The sequence below is a fragment of the Streptomyces sp. NPDC096136 genome (genome assembly GCF_044763325.1).
Lineage (GTDB): Bacteria > Actinomycetota > Actinomycetes > Streptomycetales > Streptomycetaceae > Streptomyces.
Genome location: NZ_JBIWFZ010000014.1, coordinates 109,176 through 126,666 on the forward strand (window position 1 = coordinate 109,176; position 17,491 = coordinate 126,666).

A 17,491-nucleotide genomic window follows, 5' to 3' on the forward strand; every position below is an offset into this window, starting at 1 on the left:
ATGTCGGCGGCGCGTGGCACAGTGCACCGCATGAACGAGCCCATGCACGGCGCCGCACTGATCGACCGGGTGATCGAACGGGTCCGGGAGCGGGGCTGGCCCTGCTGCGACGCCCCGGACCTCGACGAGCCGGTGCCGGTCGCGCCGGAGGTGCTCGACCGGCTGAGGCTGCCCGGCGGCAGGCCGCTGCCGCCCAGCCTGCGCCGCTGGCTGGCCTTCGACGGCTCCTGGCTGGCCGGCGTCGGCTGGTACGAGGACCCGGCCGAGCCCGTGTTCGGCGACCGGGGGCTGGGGGCGACGGCGGAGTGGATGTACGGCACCGGCGACGGCATGGCCGGCATGTTCGGCGACTTCGAGGGTCTCCTGCCCGCCGTGTGCCTGCCGCTCGTCGGCGGCTGCGACTCGCGCCGCCTGCTCTACCTGGGCTCACCGGACTCCACGGGCGAGTACCCGGTGCTGGTGACCGACCTCGACGACCTGCCGTACGTGGCCGTGATGTACCCCGGCCTCGACGTGTACCTCGCGGATCTCGCCGGCGTCATCGACCTGGACTTCGACGACTACACCTCGCTCGCCGCGCATCCCGAGTACGCCGCGCGGATGGCCGAGCACGCGCAGAACACCGAACTCGGCGCGGACGGCCTGGAGTTCCACGAGCTGGACCGGCCCGACTAGAGCGCCCACCCCGGGAATTGGGTGGATGCCCCCGCTCCGGCTACCTACAGTGACCGGACACCCCGTCCCCCCGACCAGGAGCCGACCATGCGCACGCACTACCCCCGCACCGCGCACCTGCCGTGGTCCCCGGGCGCCACGGCGGACGACGTGCGCGCCCAGGGCACGGCGGCGCTGGCCGGGCGGGAGGTGGTGGTCACCGAGAAGCTCGACGGGGAGAACACCACCCTGTACCCGGACGGGCTGCACGCCCGCTCCCTCGACTCCGGCCACCACCCCTCCCGCACCTGGGTCAAGGGGCTCCAGGGCCGGATCGGGGCGCGGATCCCGGCCGGCCGGCGGATCTGCGGGGAGAACCTGTACGCCCGCCACTCCCTCGGCTACGAGGAACTCGACAGCTGGTTCTACGGGTTCTCGGTGTGGGACGGCGACCACTGCCTGGACTGGGACCGCACCGTGCGGTTCCTGCGCGGCCTCGGCGTCCCCGTGCCCCGGGTGCTCTGGCGCGGGGTCTACGACGAGCGGGCGCTGCGCAGGCTGCGCGTCGACACCGCCCGGCAGGAGGGGTACGTCGTCCGCACGACGGCCGGCTTCGACCGCGCGGACTTCGGGCGGTACGTGGCCAAGTGGGTGCGCGGCGGGCACGTGCGGACCGGCACGCACTGGATGTACGCGCCCGTGGTGGTGAACGGGCTCGGCCCCGCCGCCCCCCTGTGGGCCGTCCGCTCCGGGTCCGAACCCGAACTCGGCGGGCTGCTGTCCGCCCTCGGCACCGGGGCTCCGGCCCGCCCGGGGGACGAACGGGCCCTGGCCGCCGTCACCGCGCGGCTCGACGGCGCCGGCCGCACCGGGGAGGCCCGGCTGGCCGGGGTCCTGGCCGCCGCGCTGCACCGCGAGCCGCGGGCCGCCCTCGCGGCGCGGCTCGCCGCGGGGCCGCTCGGGATGCGGACCGCGCGGCGGGTCGCCGACCTGGTGGGGCTCCACCCGGTGCTGCGCAGGCCCTACCCGGACGAGGAGCGGCGGGCCGGGCTGGTCCGGCTGGCGGCCGCCGCCGACCTGGGGGTGCTCCACGCGCTGGCGTCGGCCCTTCCGGGCGCGACGGCCGAGGAGGCCGACTGCGCGGAGTGGTCCGCGCTGTGCGCCGAGGAGGCCGGGCTGCTCGGCGCCGACCCGCTGGCCCCCCTGCGGGTCGGGCTGCGCGAGGCCCTCGGCGGGCTGGACGCCGACGCCGCCGACCGCTGCTGGGCCGAGGCCCGCGAGGCCTTCGGCCGGGGTGCGCTCTCCACCGCCGACGAGGCCGTGGCAGCGACCTGGCGGTGGCGCGACCCGGCGGCGTACCCGCGGCTGATCCAGCTGTGCGGGCCCTCGGGCAGCGGGAAGAGCACCTTCGCGCGCGGCCTGCCGGGGGTGGACGCGTACATCGCCCTGGACGACCTGCGCGAGGCCCGGGGCGCGCGGGCCGACCAAAGGGCCAACCCGGAAGTGCTGCGCGAGGGCCTGGACCGGCTCGACCGCGCCCTGGCCGCCGGGGGCACCGTGGTGTGGGACGCCACTTCGCTGACGGAACGGCAGCGCGGCCTGGCCGGGGCGGTCGCACGGCGTCGGGACGCGCTGGTGACCCGGGTCGTGGTGCTGGTCGGGGAGGCCGAGCTGCTGCGGCGCAACGCGGTCCGCGCGCACCCGGTGCCGGAACCCGTACTGGCCGCGCAGCTGCGCCGGTTCAGCCCGCCCCATCCCGGGCAGGCCCACCGGACCTGGTACGTCGGGGCGGACGGAACGGTAGGGGACGGAGCCGGCTCCCTCGGGGCGGCCGACGCGGGGGAGGACCTCTGATGCGCACCAGTGAGCAGCTCTACCACCAGGTCCGCTGGGACCCGCGGTTCGATCCGGCGCGGTTCACGCTCGGCGTGCGCCGGCGCGGGGCCGCCCCCAAGCGGGTGCCGCTGCCCTCGTTCGTGCCCGGCGGGGACATCCCGTGGCACCGGGTGCTGTTCGTCGAGGCCGACGGCGAGCTGGTGTGGGACCGGGCGACCGGTCTGGACCGGATCGACGCGACGCGGGCCGGACGGGTGCGCGGCCGGCGGCTGCTGGGCGGGCCGTTCTTCACGGCGCGGACCCCGTACGCCTGGGACCCCGCGGACGGCGGCGCCTGGCGGCCCCTGCGGGCCACTCCCGACGCGCACCCCCCGGCGCGGGTGCGGCTGCTGACCTGGAACACCCTGTGGGACCGGTACGACGCCCCGCGCATCGCCACCGCCCGGCGCAGGCCGATGCTGCTGGCGGACCTGGCGGTGGCCGACGCCGACGTGATCGCCCTCCAGGAGGTGGAACCGGCCCTGCTCGCCCTGCTGATGGCGGAGCCGTGGGTGCGGGCCGGGTACGCGCTGGGCACCGATCCGCACGGCGCGGACGTGGCGGACAGCGGGCTGCTGGTGCTGAGCCGGCTGCCGGTGCGGGAGGCGGGCCTGCACGTGCTCGGCCCGCACAAGGCGGTCACCGCCGTCACCGTGGACACCGCCGGCGGCCCCCTGGTCGTCGCCGCGACGCACCTCACCAGCGACCACACCGAGGACGGAGCCGGGCGGCGGACAGCCGAACTGGCGCGGCTGGCGGAGGGGCTGGGCGGGATCGACGCGGGGCTCGCGCTGCTGGGCGACTTCAACGACGGCCGCTCCGGGGCCCAGGGGCCGGCCGCCGCGCTGGGGCTGCGGGACGCCTGGAACGACGTGCACGGCCCCGCCGACGACACGCCCACCTTCGACCCCGGGGCCAATCCGCTGGCCGCCGTCGGATCGCTGACGGGGCGGGCGGGCCGGCTGGACCGGATCCTGCTGTCCCGCGCCGGCGGAGCACGCGCACGGGGCGCGGCGCTGCGGGGCGACTCCCCCGCGCCGGACGGGCTCTTCCCCTCCGACCACTTCGGGGTGGAGGCCACGGTGGAGTACGGGGCTCCGGACACGGCCGAGGCGCTGCTCGGCGTACCGGCGACCGCGCGCACGGCGGTGGCCTGGCTGCCGCCGTACGATCCGGCGGTCGCGGAGCTGCGCCGGGCGCACGACCCCGCCGTGGAGCGCTGGCCCGCGCACGTCAACCTGCTGTTCGGCTTCGTACCGGAGTCCTCCTTCGCCCGGGCGCTGCCGCTGCTGGCCGGGGCCGCGGCGGCGGTGCGGCCGTTCACCGCCCGGCTGGAGGGGGTGCACTCCTTCGGCCGGCGCGAGGACGCGACGCTGTGGCTGGACCCCGCGGCGGGCGAGGACGGGGACGTGCCCTGGCAGGAGCTGCGGCGGGCCCTCACCGACCGGTTCCCGGGCTGCCGGGGCCGCTCCGGGGGCTGGACCCCGCACCTGACGCTGGGCCGGAGCGGGGATCCGCAGCGGGCGGAGCGGGAGTGCGCACAGCGGCTCGGGGCGGGCGCGCGCACGGCGCACGTCGGGGAGCTGGCGGTGCTGTCGCGGCGCGGGGACGGGCCGATGCGGGTGCGGGCGGTGGTGGAACCGGGCACGGGCGCCTGGCGGTGGACCGACCCCGAGCCGCCCTCGCACCTCCCGGGCCCGGAGGAGGGGGCAAGGAGGGACTCCGGGACCTCGGCGTCGGGGGCGGGGGTCGAGGTGCGGGGGGTCGCCGGGGGGCTCATGGCGCGGATCGCGGCGGCGCTGCCCGAGGCGGTGGTGCGTCCGGCCGGATCCCGTGCGATGGGCTGCGCCCTGCCGGGGGCCGACCTGGACCTGGTGGCGGTGCTGCCGGGGACGCCCGACGCGGGGGCGCTGCGGGCGCGGGTGGCGGCCGCGCTGCCGGAGGCGGAGCGGCTGCGGGAGGTGACGGGGGCGCGGGTGCCGGGGCTGCGGCTGCGCGCGTCGGGGCTGGACGTGGACCTGGTGGTGGTCGGGGCCGGCGGGCCGGACCCGGCGGGGGCCGTGGAGCGGCGGGCGGAGCTCGGCGCGGCGGAGGCGGTGGCGCTGAGCGCGCTGTCCGACGCGGAGGCCGTCCGTCAGGCGGTGGGGGCGGAGCACCCCGCCTTCACCCGGCTGGCCCGGGAGGTCAAGGCCTGGGCGCGGGCCCGTGGCCTGGACTCGGCGCCCTTCGGGGGCCTGCCCGGCCTGGCCTGGTCCGTGCTGGCGGCCCGGACGGTGCGGGAGGCCGGGGACCGTTCGCCCGCGGCGCTGCGGCGGGAGTTCTTCGGGACCTGGGCCGCCTGGGACTGGAGCCGGCCGGTGTCCCTGGACCCGGCGGCCGGCACCGGTGCGGGTGCGGACCCGGTCACCGTCCTGACGCCCTCGGCGCCGGTCCGCAGCTGCACGGCCCAGGTCGGGGCGGGCCTGCAGGACCTGCTGGTGCGGGAGCTGTACGAGTCCTGGGAGCGGCTGGAGGCGGAGCCCGAGGGGCTGGACGGGATCCTGACGGCGCCCCCGCCGCACCGTCGGCACGCGGCGTGGGCGGTGGTGACGGTACGGGGGGCCTCGGCGCGGGAGTTCGAGGAGAACCTGGGCCGGGCGCGGGGCCGGATGCGCGCCCTGCTCGCCGCCCTGGAGGAGGCCGGGATCACGGAGGCCCACGCCTGGCCCCGCCCCTTCGAGCGCTCCGCGACCCTGGCCCGCTACGCGGTCGGTCTGGGTTCCGCCCCGCCGGACGCCGCCGCCCTGACCGCCGTCACGGCCCCCTGGGCGGCGGGCCTGCCGGGGGTGGAGGCGGCCCGCGCGGACGGCGGCGAGGTCCCGGACCTGGTCTGAGGCTGTTCCGGCAACCCGGCGAGGTGCCGTACCGGGGACGGCGGCCCGGGCCGTGGTCCGCCGGACGGGCCCGGGCGCCGTGGCCGCCGTGGCGTGCCGGTGCGCGGCGTCCGGGGGGGTGCACGGCGGGCGCCCGGAGGACGCCGCGATGCCGTGCCCGGGGGTCCGGCCGGGTGGCTCAGAGTTCGATCACGATCTTTCCCGCGGTGTGGCCGGCCTGGCTGAGGGCGAAGGCGTCGGCGAGGCCGGAGAGCGGGAAGGTCTCGGCGACCGTGACCGTCAGACTGCCCTCGTCGGCGAGCCGGGCCAGGGTCGTGAGGTCCTCGCCGAGGGGGCGGACCCACATCCACTGGCCGCCGGCCCCGAGGACCGTGTGGTCGGCGATGGAGGCGTGCCGGCCGCCGGCGGCGAGCACGGCGGTGGTGACGTCCAGGACTCCGCCGACGAAGTCCGCGACGACGGTCACGCCGTCGGGGGCGAGGGCGCGCACCCGCTCGGCGAGCCCCTCCCCGTAGGCGACGGGCTCGCAGCCCAGGCCGCGCAGCCGGTCGTGGTTGCGGGGCGAGGCGGTGCCGATGACGCGGGCGCCCAGGGAGCGGGCGATCTGCACGCCGAGCGAGCCGACGCCGCCCGCGGCGCCGTGGACGAGGACGGTGTCGTCCGCGCCGGTGCCCAGGCGGGTCAGCAGCTGGTAGGCGGTGAGCCCGGCCAGCGGCAGGCCGGCCGCCTGCCGCCAGTCGAGGGAGACGGGCTTGCGCGCGAGGGCCCGTACGGGGACGGAGACGAACTCGGCGAAGGTGCCGCCGTGCACGTAGTCCTTGCGGGCGTACGCGATGACCTCGTCGCCCTCCGCGAACTCGGGGACGTCGATGCCGACCCGCTCGACGGTGCCGGCCACGTCCCAGCCCGGCACCACCGGGTACACGACGTCCATCAGGCCGTCGAGCCCGCCCGCCATGATCTTCCAGTCGACCGGGTTGACCGCCGCGTACCGCACGCGGACGAGGACCTCGCCGGGGGCGACCTTGGGGACCGGGAGCCGGGTCTCGGCCAGGACCTCCGGTCCGCCGTACGTCTCGTAGGCCATCGCCCTCATGGTGGGCCGGGGTTCCTGCGGCATGGGTGTGCCCTCTCGGTGAACCGGTGCGACCACCCCTTCCCCCATCCCACCACGAACCGCCCGGCGCGCCCCGGCGCAACGCGGGCGGCGGCCGAACCCGCGGGATCACTCGTACTCGGTGCCGCCCTTGCGCGTCAGGTAGGCCGGGCTGACCGCCTTCGCGATGGCGCGGCCGCCGACGACCGGGCTGTGGCGCTCGGTGGCGGGCCGGATGACGACGCCCTCGCGCAGGTGCAGGTCCCGCCCGGAGACGGTCTCCCGGCCGACGGCCAGCTCCAGCACGGTCTCCAGGGCGTACGGGCCCTCGTAGAGCCGGGGCACCAGCGGGAGTTCGCCCTCCTCCAGCACGCGCGCCGGGTCCAGCCAGCGCACCTGCCCGTCGATCTCGGCGCAGACGTCGAAGACGGCGAGGCCGGGCGGTGTGTCGGCGGCCCGGGCCCGGGCGCCGTACGGCAGGTCCTGCACCCCGGACCCGTACACCTCGCCGAAGACGCCGACGCGGCTCGCGCCGAGCCGCTCCGCCAGCCGGGCGGCGGCCCGCTCCACGCCGTGGCCGCGGACGGCCCGCCAGTAGAGGTTGCGCTCCTCCTCCTTGAGCGCCAGGCCGCGCGCGCCGAAACCCTTGGAGGAGACCAGCACCCGGCCCTCGTCGGCCAGGTAGGTGACCAGGCAGGCCGTGCCGTGCAGCTTCTCCGTGAGGACGACGGCCTCCCCCGGCTCGAAGATCTGCGGGTAGCGCTGGAGGTTCTCGATGTCCACCCAGGGCAGCAGCCGCGGGGCCGCCTCCACCTCGCCGTTCATGGTGGCCGGCACGGGTGGCGACCATTTGACGACGCCCAGGGCCTCCGCGAAGTCGGTGCCCTCCTTGGCGGCCAGCGCCAGGTCGACCCCGTCGAGCGCGCGGGGCCTGCACACCAGCCCCTGCGAGAGCTCCCCGCGCAGCCGGACGGCCCTGACCCGGTCGTGGGAGCTGCCGGCCAGCCGGCCGGTGAGGCCGAGCTCCTCGACGAGGGCGGCCGGCAGGACGGCCTGCTCGGGTATGTAGAGGGCGAAGTCCCCGGTCCGGTATACGCCCTTGGCGACGACGGCGCGGTAGAGGCCCACCTGGGCCAGCTCCAGGGCGTCGGCGTTCGGGTGCGCGTGGACGGTGAGTTCCTCGACGGTGACGCGGAGGGTGGACATGGGCGGCTCCTCGGTTCGGCCGGGTGGTGACCGGACCACTGTCGGGGCCGCCATTTCCGCTGGTCCACCGGTTATCGGGGTGTTAGCCTGCGCCGCGCCCGGCAACCGGCCGCACGGCCGCACGACTTGGAGGAACCCATGGAACGTCGCCCCGTCACCGTCGTCACCGGAGGCAGCCGGGGCATCGGCGCGGCCGCCTGTGTCCGGCTCGCCTCCGAGGGCCACGACCTGGTGCTGGGCTACGCGCGCGACGAGAAGGCCGCCGAGGCCGTGGCGGAGCGCGTACGGGCGGCGGGCGCGCGGTGCGTGGCGGTGCCCGGCGACACCTCGCGGGAGCGGGACGTGGAGCGGCTCTTCGACGTCGCCGGGGCCGAGCTGGGCCCGGTCACCGGGCTGGTGAACAACGCCGGGGTGACCGGGCCGCTGGGCCGGCTCGCCGAGGCCCGGACCGAGGACCTGCGGCGGGTGGTGGAGGTGAACCTGCTCGGCTACCTGCTCTGCTGCCGCCGGGCCGCCCGGGACATGGCGCGGACGGGCGGCGGGGCCATCGTGAACGTCTCCTCCGCGGCCGCCACCCTGGGCAGCCCGGGAGAGTACGTCCACTACGCGGCGACCAAGGCGGCCGTCGACGCGCTCACCACGGGCCTGTCCAAGGAGCTGGGGCCGGACCGCATCCGGGTCAACTGCGTGGCGCCGGGCGTCATCGAGACCGGCATGCACGCCGCGATGGGCGCCCCGGACCGTCCCGCCAGGGCGGCCGGCACCATCCCGCTGGGACGGCCCGGGCAGCCGGAGGAGGTCGCCGGAGCCATCGCGTGGCTGCTGTCGCCGGACGCCTCGTACACGACGGGCGCGGTCCTGCGGGTCTCCGGCGGCCGGTGAGCCGGCCCCGAAGCGGCGTCAGCCGAAGGCCGCCTGGGTGGCCGGGCCGTAGACGCCGTTCGGGTCGCCCTTGATGTCGCGGTCCCGTTGGAGCTGGGAGACGCCGCGCTTGGTCTGGCCGTCGTAGACCCCGGTCGGGCGGACGTACGTGAAGCCCTGCCCGTAGAGCCGCTCCTGGAGGGCCCTGACCTCGGGCCCCTTGTCGCCCGGGCGCAGGGTTGCGGAGCCCGTGGGCGGCTGCGTCGCGGGCTTGCCGGGTGCGGTCGCGGGGCTCGTCGCGGGCTTCGCGGAGGTCGCGGACGCCGAGGGGGTGCGCGTGACGGCGGAGGGCTTCGCGGTGACGGCCTGGCTGCGCACCTCGGGTTCCCCGGCGCCCGGGCTGCGGGCGGGGAGCGCCGGCAGGGCCAGGTCCGGGCGGGCCGGGGTCGGCGCGGACTCCGGGTCGGACCCGTCGGGCAGGAGCAGCAGCGTGCCGGCCCCGGCCAGCGCCACCAGGGCGAGGGCGGCCAGGGGCAGCCGGCTGCGCCGCCGCTCGGGCGCGCGGCGGCGGGACGCCGTGGCCGCCGGGCGGGCCGGTGGCGCGGACGGTACGCGCGGCAGGGGTTCGGTCGGCTCCTCCACCGGTTCCGGGAGCGTCGGCCAGGCGGGGTACGCGGAGCCGGACGGGTCCTCGGGGACGGCGATGTAGGGGCGTACGAACAGGCGGTCGTCGGGCTCGGGCCCGCTCTCGTCGGGGTATGGGGACACGGTCGTCTCCCGGCTCGGCCGGGGTCCGGTGCCGAGGTACGGCACCGGACCCGGCCCGCCGGTCAGGCCCTGCGCCGCCGGACGGCCGGGACCCGGCCCGCTCCGATGGCCGGCACGGTGAGCGGGGAGCGGGCGGATATCGGCATCTTGGGCAACTCCGAAGTGCGGCTCATGCGGTCGTTATGGAGCGGACTCTTTCCGTCCGGGGCCGCTCCGGTCAAGCCGGGTGTCCGATCCGCCCCATCCATCCGTTCTCCGTCCTCCCGGCCGCGGCGGAGGTGGACCGCCACCGTGAGCGCGGCCGCGAGCATCAGGGCGGCTCCGGTCAGCGGGGCGGCGGGCACCGAGACCCGGTCCACCGCGAGCCCGCCGGCGAGCGCGCCCGCCGCGATGGCGAGGTTGAACATGGCCACCATCAGCGAGGACGCGGCCTCGGCGGCCCGCGGCGCGGCCGTGAGCATCCAGCCCTGGAGGCTGACGGAGACCCCGCCGTAGACCAGGCCCCAGGCCACCAGCAGTCCGGTCCCGGCGGCGGCCCCCGGCAGGACGGCGATCAGCGCGAGCACCGCGGTGAGGGCGGCGCTGACGGTGAGCAGGGTGCGGCGGGGATCGCGCGGGCCGGCCAGGAAGTTGCCGGCGACTCCGGCGAGGCCGTAGCCCAGCAGCAGGGTGCTGACGGACCCGGCGTCGACGCCGGAGACGTCCCGCAGGATCGGCCGGACGAAGGTGTAGGCGGCGAACTGGCCGGCGACCACGAGGAAGGTCACGGCCACTCCGGTGCGGACGCCCGCGTTGTGCCGCAGCAGGGCGGGCAGTTCGGCGAAGGTGACGCGCGCGGTCGGGGGCAGGGCGGGCAGCAGCAGGAGCAGGGCCGCCAGGGTGAGCGCGCCGAGCGCCCCGACGGCGGTGAACGCGGCGCGCCAGCCGCCGAGTTCGCCGAGGAGGGTGCCGGCGGGGACGCCGAGCACCGAGGCGGTCGGGACGCCGCCGAATATCAAGGCGGTGGCCCGGCCGACGCGGTGCGCGGGGACCAGCCGGACGGCGAGGCCGCCCGCGACGGCCCAGAACCCGCCGACGCCGACCCCGACCAGGAGCCGGGCGGCCAGGACCACGGCGAAGTCCTGGGCGAGCGCTGCGGCGAGGTTGGCGGCGGCCGTCAGGCCGATCAGCGTGCACAGCACGTGCCGCCGGTCGAGGCGGGCGGCGCCGACGGTGACGAGGGGCGCGCAGAGGCCGGCGACGAGTCCGGGGACGGTCACCATCAGGCCGGCGGTGCCGTCGGAGACGCGGAGGTCGTCGCCGACGGGGGTGAGCAGTCCGACGGGCAGGAGCTCGGAGGTGATCAGGCAGAAGATCCCGAGGGAGACGGCGGCGACGGCCGCCCATCCCTGCCAGGGGCGGTCACTCGGTCGGGGAACGCTGGACGCGGCTGGTTCGGTCATGCTCGGCACTCCGTACGGGGTGGTGGCGGGCGGACGGTGAACGGGGCACGGCGACACCGGGCCCCGGGGGTCGCGCCTCCCCCGTCGCCCGCACTGCCGTGCCGTGCCGATCGCGTTCGTGCCCATTCTGCGGCCGCCGGTGCCCTTTCCGGCCGGCCCTGTGGAGAATCGGTTCGCCGGGGTGGTCGGGCCGTTCCCCTCCGCCGCCTCCATCACCCGGAAGCGTGAGCTTCGCGGCCGGGCGGCCCCGGACTGCGGCATGGTGGTCGGGTGCTGTTACGCCGCGCCGCCCTGCCCCTCTCCCTCCTGGCCCTCCTGGCGAGCGCCGGCTGCGTCTCCGTCGGCCCGGAGCCCGGTGCCCCGGGGCCCGCCCGGGGTTCCGCACCGCCCGCCGGCGCCCCGGACCCGGCACGTCCCTCCGTGGCCGCGCCGGACCTGCCGCTCCCCCTGGGCGAGGTTCCGGAGCCGAGCCCGGCACCCGACCCGGACCCGGCCCCCGCCGCGCCCGTGCGCACGGTCCGGCCGCCCGCCGAGCGCCCGGTGAAGCCCGCCCCGCCCCGCCGTGCCCGGCCCCCCAAGCCCGCGCCCCCGCGCCGTGCGGTGCGGCCGCTCCCGCGCGGGGAGGAGCTGTGCGAGGCGGCGGAGGGGACGGTCCCGCCGGCCGTCGTCGACCTGTGCGTCCGCCAGTACGGCCACTGACCCGCGCGGAAGGGGGGAGCCGGGCCGCCCGGCGGACCGCGAGCCGGAGCGGCGGGTCAGCGGGGCACCCGGACCGGCGGCCTCCTGAGGGCCCCGCACCGGCTGCGGACCGTCCGGCGGGCCGTCCGCAGCCGGCGCACCGCGCCGTGGCCGCGCCGGCTCCACTCGGCGCGCGGCAGGCCGGCGCGCTGACCGCCTCCGGCGATCAGGGCGTTGACGGGGGCGTGCGGGTCGGCGCCCAGGCCCTTGGCGGCCAGGACCCCGGCCACGAGCGGTACGAGGGCCACGGCGAGGGCGGAGCCGGCGCAGGTCACCCGGCGCAGGTGCGGGCGGGGGGTCGTCGAGGTCATGCGGTCATTCCAGCAGCGGCGCCGCGCCGGGGAATCGGCTCGGGTACTCAGGCCGTTGGACCCGGGGTACTCAGATCACGGAGGGCGGGCGTGGTGGCGGATCCGCAGGAGTGGGGCTTCGAACCCGCGACGGGCGACGGTCCGCAGCCGTCGGGCGCCGGACGGGACGTCGAACTGCGCACGGCGTACGAGGGGATGGTGCAGATCCGCCGCCTGCTGACCGGCGGCGTCTGCGCGCCCGCCCCGTGGGAGCTGCGGAGGGCGCCGCGCGCGGTGGCCCTCGTGCTGGAGGCGGCCGGATTCCCGCCGTCGGCGGTGGACGCCGACGGCCGGCGCAGCCGCACCGGCTACCGGGTGTCGGCCGGGACGGACGGGCTGGTGGAGGTCGGCTGGCCCGGCCCGCCCGGGAGCGGGGCGGCCCGGGAGGAACAGGAGCGGCTGACGGCCTGCGCGGCGGAGCTGGAGCGCCACGGCTGGGACTGCCTGCTGTACCGGGGCCCGCGCGGGCGCCGGTACCTGGAGGTGCGCGCGCCCCACCCCGGGGGGTGAGGCGCGTCCGCCGGGGGGCGCCGCGGTTCAGACCGCGTCGCGGTGGCGCAGCAGGCGCAGGGCGTTGGCGACCACGAGGAGGGTGGAGCCCTCGTGGACCAGGACCGCCGGTCCGATGCCCAGGCCGAGGGCGGTGGCGGGGACGAGGACGGCGACGATGCCGAGGCTCAGCCACAGGTTCTGCCGGATGATCCGGCTCGCGCGGCGGCTGAGGCCGGTGATGAAGGGCAGGCGGCGCAGGTCGTCGGACATCAGGGCGATGTCGGCCGTCTCCAGGGCCACCGCCGAGCCGGCGGCGCCCAGCGCGACGCCCACGGTGGCCCCGGCCATGGCGGGGGCGTCGTTCACCCCGTCGCCGATCATGGCCGTACGGGCCGCGCGGCGCAGCCGGGCCACCTCGGCGGCCTTGTCCAGCGGCATCAGGCCGCCGAGCGCCTCGTCCACGCCGACCGCGCTCCCCACGGCGTCGGCCACGCGCTGGTCGTCGCCGGACAGCATCACGGTGCGGGTGACGCCGAGGGCGCGCAGGGCGGCCACGGTCTCGGCGGCCTCCGGGCGGGGGGCGTCCATCAGGCCGAGGGTGCCCAGCCAGCGGTCGCCGCGGCGGACCAGCATCGTGGTGCGGCCGGTGCGGGCGAGTTCCTCCGTACGGTCGCGCAGGGCGGGCGGCACGGGCGGCCCGGCGAGGGTGTCGGCGTAGGAGAGGCTGCCGATGTGGACGGTCTCGCCGTCGAGCTCGGCGGTGACCCCGCGGCCGGTGACGGCGCGGAGGCCGACGGCCTCGGCGGCCGGGGCGCCGGCCGGCTGCGGCGGCGCGTCGCGGACGACGGCCTGGGCGAGGGGGTGGTCGCTCAGCCGCTGGGCGGCGACGGCGGTGCGCAGCAGTTCCTCGCGGCCGGCCCCGTCGGCGGGTTCGACGTCGGTGAGGCGGGGGCGGCCCTCGGTCAGGGTGCCGGTCTTGTCGAAGGCGAGGGTGCGCAGGCGGCCGAACTCCTCCAGCGGCGCCCCGCCCTTGACCAGTACGCCGCCGCGGGCGGCGCGGCCGACGGCGCTGAGGACGGCGGCGGGCGTGGCGACGGCCAGGGCGCAGGGGCTGGCGGCGACGAGGACGGCCATGGCCCGGTAGAAGCTGTCGGTGAAGGGCTCGCCGGCGAGTGCCCCGTAGCCGAGCAGGGCTGCCACGAGTGCGAGGACGGCGGGGACGAACACCTTCTGGAAGCGGTCGGTGAACCGCTGGGTGGACGAGGTGCGCTCCTCGGCGTCCCGGACCATGCGGACGACGCGGGCGAGGGTGTTGTCGGCGGCGGGGCGGGTGACGACGACGTCGAGGGAGCCGGAGCCGTTGACGGTGCCGGCGTAGACGCGGCTTCCGGGGTCGGTGCCGGCGGGGTCGGCGAGGGCGGCGGCGCGGTCGGGCACCGGGGTCTTGTCGGCGGGGACGCTCTCGCCGGTGATGGGCGACTGGTCGACGCTGCCGGCCCCCGCGGCGACGAACCCGTCGGCCGGGACCCGGGTGTGCGGGCGCACCAGGACGGTGTCGCCGACGGCCAGCTCCTCCACGGGCACCTCGGCGGTGGTGTCCGCGGCCCGCCGGACGAGTGCGGTGCGGGGGGCGAGGGCGCCGAGGGCCTCGATGGAGCGCCGGGCGCGGCCCATGGCGTACTCCTCCAGGGCGTGGCCGAGGCTGAAGAGGACCAGGAGGACGGCGCCCTCCTCCCAGCGGCCGATGGCGGCGGCGCCGGCGGCGGCGACGAGCATCAGGAAGTCGACCTGGAAGCGGCCCCGGCGCAGGGCGCCGACGGCCTCGCGGAGGGCGGAGAGGCCGCCGAACGCGTAGGCGGCCGCGAAGAGGGCCTGGGCGGCGGGTCCGCCGTTGCCGGTCAGCTGGAGGGTCAGTCCGGTGAGGTAGACGGTGAGGGCGAGCGCGGCGCCGACCAGCTCCGCGCGCTCTCCGGCCTTCTTCGTCACGACGTCCATGACATCAATATATCAAGACATTGAAATATGTCATGAGGATCTAGGGTGGGGCCATGGAACACGAGCTCACCGAGCCCGACGCCGCCGCCGTGGCGGAGGTCATGCAGGGCCTCGCCTCGCCCGCCCGGATCCGGATCCTGGCCCGGCTGCTGCACGCACCGTGCTCGGTCGGGGAGCTGGCCGAGGCCCTCGGCCTCGGCCAGCCCACCGTCTCCAACCACCTGCGCCTGCTACGCCACCTCGACCTCGTGGCCGGCCGGCGCGACGGGCGCAGCGTGGTCTACGAGCTGCACGACGAGCACGTCACGGCCCTGCTGCGACAGGTGCTGGAGCACGTGCACCACGGGCGCCGGGCGTAGCTCACGGCGCCCCGAAGGTGAGCGCGAGCCGCGGTGTCGCCTCGCCGGCCGCCGCCTCCGAGGACCACAGCCACAGGGCGTCGGTCCCCGCACTGGTCAGCGCCAGGCTGTACGGGCCGCCCAGGGCGCCGGCGACGGCCGCCGCGTCCAGCCCGGCGGTGTGGACCGCCGAGCCGTCCGGGATCCCGGGGAAGGCGCCGAGCGCCGGAGCGCCCGTGCCCGGGCGGTTGTCGTACGTGGTCCCGGCCTCGGTCCACGCGCCGGTGACCGGGACGACCGAGACGGTGTCCGTGGTGCCGGCGCCGGCCATGGTGCTCGTCTTCACGCTGAGCGCGGCCGACTTGAGGACCGTGCCCGCCGGGGCGGCCGGCAGGTCGAAGCGCAGGTAGCTCGTGTACAGGGAGGTCCCGCGGACGGCCAGGGAGCCGGAGGTGCCGTAGTTGGTCCCCGGAGCGCCCGCGTTGGCGTACGTGTCCTGCGCCGCGGTGACCTGGACGACCTGGTCGGCCGGGGCGGAGGCCAGGGCGAAGTGGTTCTGCACCTGGGCCGCGCTCAGGACGGTGGGGTAGATCGCGGTCTCGTCCAGCAGGCCCGCCCAGTGCTCGCTCGTCGGCCGGTCCGGCCAGCCGCCGAGCCCGTCGAAGCCGGCGCGCCAGTAGCCGGCGAAGTTCTCGTGGGTGGTGACGCCCAGGGTGCCCCGCTGGACGCCGTCCACGTACAGGGCCATCCCGCCGGGCCCCTGGGTGGCGACGACGTGGTGCCACTTGCCGTCGTTGAACGCGGTGGCCGTGGTGATGGTGCGGGTGGCGCCCGTGTAGACGCCGTAGACCAGCCGGCCGTCATCGGTCATGTAGACGTGCTTGTCGTACTGGCTGCTGCCGTTGGTCTGCTGGTTGCCGAACCCGACGAGCTTGCCGCCCCGGGTGGTGCCGGTCTTGAACCAGGTCTCGATGCTGTAGGTGCCGCCCACCGTCTGGCGGCGGTCCGCGTAGACGTGCGCGTCGGTGCCGTTGAAGCCGATCGCCGTGCTCGGGCCGGCCACCGCCCCCGGGCTCTGGCGCAGGGCCGGGGCGTAGTGGTGCACGCCCGCCTGGTTGCCGCCGTCCGAGGAGTCCGCGACGTACGGCAGCACCGTGTCGTCGTAGCGCCAGTAGAGCTGGGCGCCGTCCGCGCGGACCTGGTTCGCGTAGGCCTCCGCCGAGGTGGGGACGGTCACTCCCGCCGGGGCCGAGAGGGCGCTGGTGTTGCCCGCCGCGTCGGTGGCCGTCACCCGGTAGGTGTACGACTGGCCCGGCTGGGCGGTGGTGTCGGTCCAGGAGGCCTGCGGGCGCTTGAAGAACAGCGAGTCCGCGGTGACCGTCCCGATCGGGGAGGCCGCACCGTTGCGGTAGATCCGGTAGGTGAGCGCACTGTCGTCCAGGTCGAGGCTGGTGCGCCAGCGCACCTGGACCTCGCCCGGCCTGACGCTCGCCGCGCTGGCGACGGGGACCGTCGGCGCGCCCGTGTCGCCCGTGGAGGAGAAGCGGGTCAGGCTCTGCTGCGCCGCCCCGTTGACGGTGGTGAACTCGCCGCCGACCCACAGGTACGGGGTGCCGCCCTTGGAGCCGACGGTCATCACCCGCGGGCCGATGCCCTCGCCGACGCCGTCGTTGGTGTCGGGCGCCCAGCCCAGCTTGCCCACGCTGGTGGTGGGCTGGGCCAGCAGGTGGTGGCGCTGGCCGTCGGGGTACTCGCCGACGCTGGAGCAGTCGTGCGCGTGCGACGCGCTGTAGAGCACGTTGTGGTAAGGCAGCACGGCCTGGGTGGCGCCCAGGCAGGTGTCGCGCCAGCGCTGGTCGAAGCCGGAGAGGTTCAGGGCGATGCGTCCGTCGAAGACGCCGCCGCCGGTGCCCTCGTTGGCGGTGTAGAAGCCCGTGGCGTCGGTCGCGATGTCCTTGACCACGGAGTTGGTCTCGATGAAGCCGGGGTAGCCCTTCGTGAGGGCGCCGCTGGCGGCGTCGACGACGGCCAGCGCGTGCGTGTTCGTCCCGTTCACGGTGAAGAAGTCGCCGCCGAGCAGGACGTTCCCGCCGTCCGGGGTGACCTCGACGGCGCGGCCGGGCTCGTCGGCGTCGGCCCGGAAGGGGCGCAGCGCCCCGTCCCCGGCGGCGACGGCGGCGAAGCGCTGCCGGGGCTGGCCGCTCACGGTGAGGAAGTCGCCGCCCGCGTAGACCGTGTCGCCGGTGACGGCGATGGCCCGCACCGTGGCCGCGAAGGCGGGGCGGAAGGAGGGCTTGACGGTGCAGGTCGCCACGTCGACGGCGGCCATGCTGGAGACCGGATTGCCGTTGACCGCCCCGAAGTAGCCGCCCGCGTAGAGCGTCTTCTTGTCCGGCGACAGGGTCAGCGCGCGGACGGTCGCGGTGCCGCTGCCGACGGTGAAGGACAGGGTGCAGGAGGTCGGGGCGCCGGTCGCCGCGTCGAGGGCGGCGAAGTTCACGGCCGACTGCTCGCCGCCCGCCCCGCCCGCGGGCGGGCGCACGGCGGAGAAGGTCCCGCCGACGAAGACGGTGCCCCCGGCCTCGGCGAGGGCCCAGACGATGCCGTTGGGCTGCCAGGTGGGCAGCGCGTCGGCGGTGAAGGCCACGGGCGGGGTGATGGCGGCGGCCTGTGGGACGGGCCCGAGCCCCAGGAACGCGCCGGTGCCGGCCAGGCACAGGGCGAGAGCGGCTGCCGGCCCTCTGGATCTACGCATGAACCCCCCAGTTCGGTGTCCGTTGTCCGTAAGGGCGCACCCTAGGTC

The 17,491-nt window shown here is 77.1% G+C and carries 14 protein-coding genes; 7 read left to right on the forward strand and 7 right to left on the reverse strand.

Features of this window, described 5'->3' with window-relative positions:
• Window positions 1-30: 30 nt before the first annotated feature.
• From ACIRBY_RS26220 to ACIRBY_RS26230, 3 genes are all read left to right on the forward strand, one after another.
• The gene (locus ACIRBY_RS26220; RefSeq protein ID WP_403904680.1) at window positions 31-675 is read left to right on the forward strand and encodes a hypothetical protein; all 645 of its coding nucleotides are present in this window, start codon (window positions 31-33) and stop codon (window positions 673-675) included.
• 87 nt (window positions 676-762) lie between these two features.
• On the forward strand, window positions 763-2,508 hold the full coding sequence (locus ACIRBY_RS26225) for an RNA ligase family protein (RefSeq protein WP_403904683.1): 1,746 nt from the start codon (window positions 763-765) through the stop codon (window positions 2,506-2,508).
• Entirely contained in the window at window positions 2,508-5,402 is a 2,895-nt protein-coding gene (locus tag ACIRBY_RS26230; protein ID WP_403904691.1) for a poly(A) polymerase, read from the forward strand. The genes ACIRBY_RS26225 and ACIRBY_RS26230 overlap by 1 nt, the downstream gene beginning before the upstream one ends.
• A 178-nt stretch (window positions 5,403-5,580) precedes the next feature.
• On the opposite strand, the gene ACIRBY_RS26235 is transcribed toward ACIRBY_RS26230, so the two are convergent.
• A complete protein-coding gene (locus tag ACIRBY_RS26235; protein ID WP_403904865.1) occupies window positions 5,581-6,498 on the reverse strand; it encodes an NADP-dependent oxidoreductase in 918 nt (305 codons plus the stop codon).
• A 129-nt stretch (window positions 6,499-6,627) separates the two neighbouring features.
• The gene (locus ACIRBY_RS26240) at window positions 6,628-7,704 is read right to left on the reverse strand and encodes an RNA ligase (ATP) (protein WP_403904693.1); all 1,077 of its coding nucleotides are present in this window, start codon (window positions 7,702-7,704) and stop codon (window positions 6,628-6,630) included.
• Window positions 7,705-7,842: 138 nt separating this feature from the next.
• On the opposite strand from ACIRBY_RS26240, the gene ACIRBY_RS26245 reads away from it, so the two are divergent.
• The gene (locus tag ACIRBY_RS26245) at window positions 7,843-8,586 is read left to right on the forward strand and encodes an SDR family NAD(P)-dependent oxidoreductase (RefSeq protein ID WP_403904696.1); all 744 of its coding nucleotides are present in this window, start codon (window positions 7,843-7,845) and stop codon (window positions 8,584-8,586) included.
• Window positions 8,587-8,604: 18 nt separating this feature from the next.
• On the opposite strand, the gene ACIRBY_RS26250 is transcribed toward ACIRBY_RS26245, so the two are convergent.
• Complete coding sequence (locus ACIRBY_RS26250) at window positions 8,605-9,333, reverse strand: peptidoglycan-binding protein (protein ID WP_403904699.1); 729 nt, start codon at window positions 9,331-9,333, stop codon at window positions 8,605-8,607.
• A 62-nt stretch (window positions 9,334-9,395) separates the two neighbouring features.
• A complete protein-coding gene (locus ACIRBY_RS26255; RefSeq protein ID WP_403904701.1) occupies window positions 9,396-10,775 on the reverse strand; it encodes an MFS transporter in 1,380 nt (459 codons plus the stop codon).
• Between the two features lie 270 nt (window positions 10,776-11,045).
• Between ACIRBY_RS26255 and ACIRBY_RS26260 the strand changes: the two genes are divergently transcribed.
• Complete coding sequence (locus tag ACIRBY_RS26260) at window positions 11,046-11,474, forward strand: hypothetical protein (protein WP_403904704.1); 429 nt, start codon at window positions 11,046-11,048, stop codon at window positions 11,472-11,474.
• Window positions 11,475-11,530: 56 nt separating this feature from the next.
• Here ACIRBY_RS26260 and ACIRBY_RS26265 read toward each other — a convergent pair whose 3' ends face one another.
• Window positions 11,531-11,824: a hypothetical protein gene (locus tag ACIRBY_RS26265; RefSeq protein WP_403904707.1), complete on the reverse strand. Its 294-nt coding sequence runs from the start codon at window positions 11,822-11,824 to the stop codon at window positions 11,531-11,533.
• A 93-nt stretch (window positions 11,825-11,917) separates the two neighbouring features.
• On the opposite strand from ACIRBY_RS26265, the gene ACIRBY_RS26270 reads away from it, so the two are divergent.
• Window positions 11,918-12,373 carry a hypothetical protein gene (locus tag ACIRBY_RS26270; RefSeq protein WP_403904867.1) on the forward strand — a complete coding sequence of 152 codons (456 nt, stop codon included), beginning with the start codon at window positions 11,918-11,920 and terminating at the stop codon, window positions 12,371-12,373.
• Between the two features lie 27 nt (window positions 12,374-12,400).
• Here the strand turns inward: ACIRBY_RS26270 and ACIRBY_RS26275 are convergent, their stop codons facing one another.
• Window positions 12,401-14,350 (reverse strand): heavy metal translocating P-type ATPase, encoded by a 1,950-nt coding sequence (locus tag ACIRBY_RS26275; RefSeq protein WP_403904709.1) that lies wholly within the window; start codon window positions 14,348-14,350, stop codon window positions 12,401-12,403.
• 53 nt (window positions 14,351-14,403) lie between these two features.
• Here ACIRBY_RS26275 and ACIRBY_RS26280 point away from each other — a divergent pair, with 53 nt between their 5' ends.
• A complete protein-coding gene (locus ACIRBY_RS26280; protein WP_403904711.1) occupies window positions 14,404-14,709 on the forward strand; it encodes an ArsR/SmtB family transcription factor in 306 nt (101 codons plus the stop codon).
• 1 nt (window position 14,710) lies between these two features.
• On the opposite strand, the gene ACIRBY_RS26285 is transcribed toward ACIRBY_RS26280, so the two are convergent.
• Window positions 14,711-17,443 carry a DNRLRE domain-containing protein gene (locus ACIRBY_RS26285; RefSeq protein WP_403904713.1) on the reverse strand — a complete coding sequence of 911 codons (2,733 nt, stop codon included), beginning with the start codon at window positions 17,441-17,443 and terminating at the stop codon, window positions 14,711-14,713.
• Window positions 17,444-17,491: the final 48 nt, after the last annotated feature.